Source organism: Streptomyces africanus (assembly GCF_002150735.1).
In the GTDB taxonomy this organism is placed as follows: Bacteria; Actinomycetota; Actinomycetes; order Streptomycetales; family Streptomycetaceae; genus Streptomyces; species Streptomyces africanus.
Window position 1 is genome coordinate 1 of the sequence record NZ_MUKA01000413.1, and the last position, 939, is coordinate 939.

The window sequence follows — 939 nt, forward strand, 5'->3', positions numbered from 1 at the left end:
CGGCCCGGCCGAGGAGGCCGGACACCTGAGGTACGACGATCCGTGGTACGACGCCCTCGCCTCCGGGTGGGGCGAGTCGGGTGGTGCCGGGGTGCCGGCTCCGGCCGTGGTTCCCTCGGCACGCGGTGAGGGCGAGACCGGGGTCGCGGCGGCCGATGTGTATCTGGAGGTGCAGCGCAGCGCGGCCTTCCAGCAGGTGCGGCGGCAGTACCGGAGGTTCGTGGTGCCGGCCTTCGTGGCGTTCTTCGCCTGGTATGTGGGCTACGTCGTGGCTGCCACGACCGCACCGGAGCTGATGGCCCGGCCCGTCGTGGGAGCGGTGAACGTGGCGCTGCTGGCGGGGCTCGGGCAGTTCCTGACCACGTTCCTGTTTACGTGGGGCTACTCGCGGCACGCGCGGCTGCGCAGGGACCGGGCGGCGCTCGATCTGCGCTGGGACACCCAGGAGCTGACGCGCGGCGTGAACGGCGGGGTCTCGTGACGGATGAACACCAGACGCTGGCGCTGCTCCTGTTCAGCGGGTTCGTCGCGGTCACGCTGGCGATCACGACATGGGTGAGCCGTAACCGGCGCGGTTCGGCGGAGGAGTTCTACGCGGGTGGGCGGCTCTTTTCGCCCATGGAGAATGGTTTTGCCATCGCGGGTGACTACATGTCGGCCGCCTCCTTCCTCGGGGTCACCGGGCTCATCGCGCTGTTCGGCTACGACGGGTTGCTCTATGTCGTCGGCTTCCTCGTGGCCTGGCTGGTGGTGCTGTTCCTCGTGGCCGAACTGGTCCGCAACTGCGGCCGGTTCACGCTCGCCGACGTCGTGGCGGCGCGGATGAGGGAGCGGCCGGTACGGATCGCGGCGGGAACCTCCTCGGTCACCGTGTCCGTTCTGTATCTGGTGGCGCAGATGGTCGGCGCGGGCAGCCTGGTGGCGCTGCTGCTCGGGGGC

The 939-nt window shown here is 70.3% G+C and carries 2 protein-coding genes; both read left to right on the forward strand.

Features of this window, described 5'->3' with window-relative positions; translation table 11 throughout:
* Window positions 1-25: 25 nt before the first annotated feature.
* Window positions 26-481, forward strand: coding sequence for a DUF485 domain-containing protein (locus CCL05_RS38060; RefSeq protein WP_086565196.1), 456 nt, complete (start codon window positions 26-28; stop codon window positions 479-481).
* Window positions 478-939, forward strand: a 462-nt coding sequence (locus CCL05_RS38065) for a solute symporter family protein (protein WP_425275972.1), incomplete at its 3' end; no start/stop codon positions are given. The genes CCL05_RS38060 and CCL05_RS38065, both read left to right, overlap by 4 nt.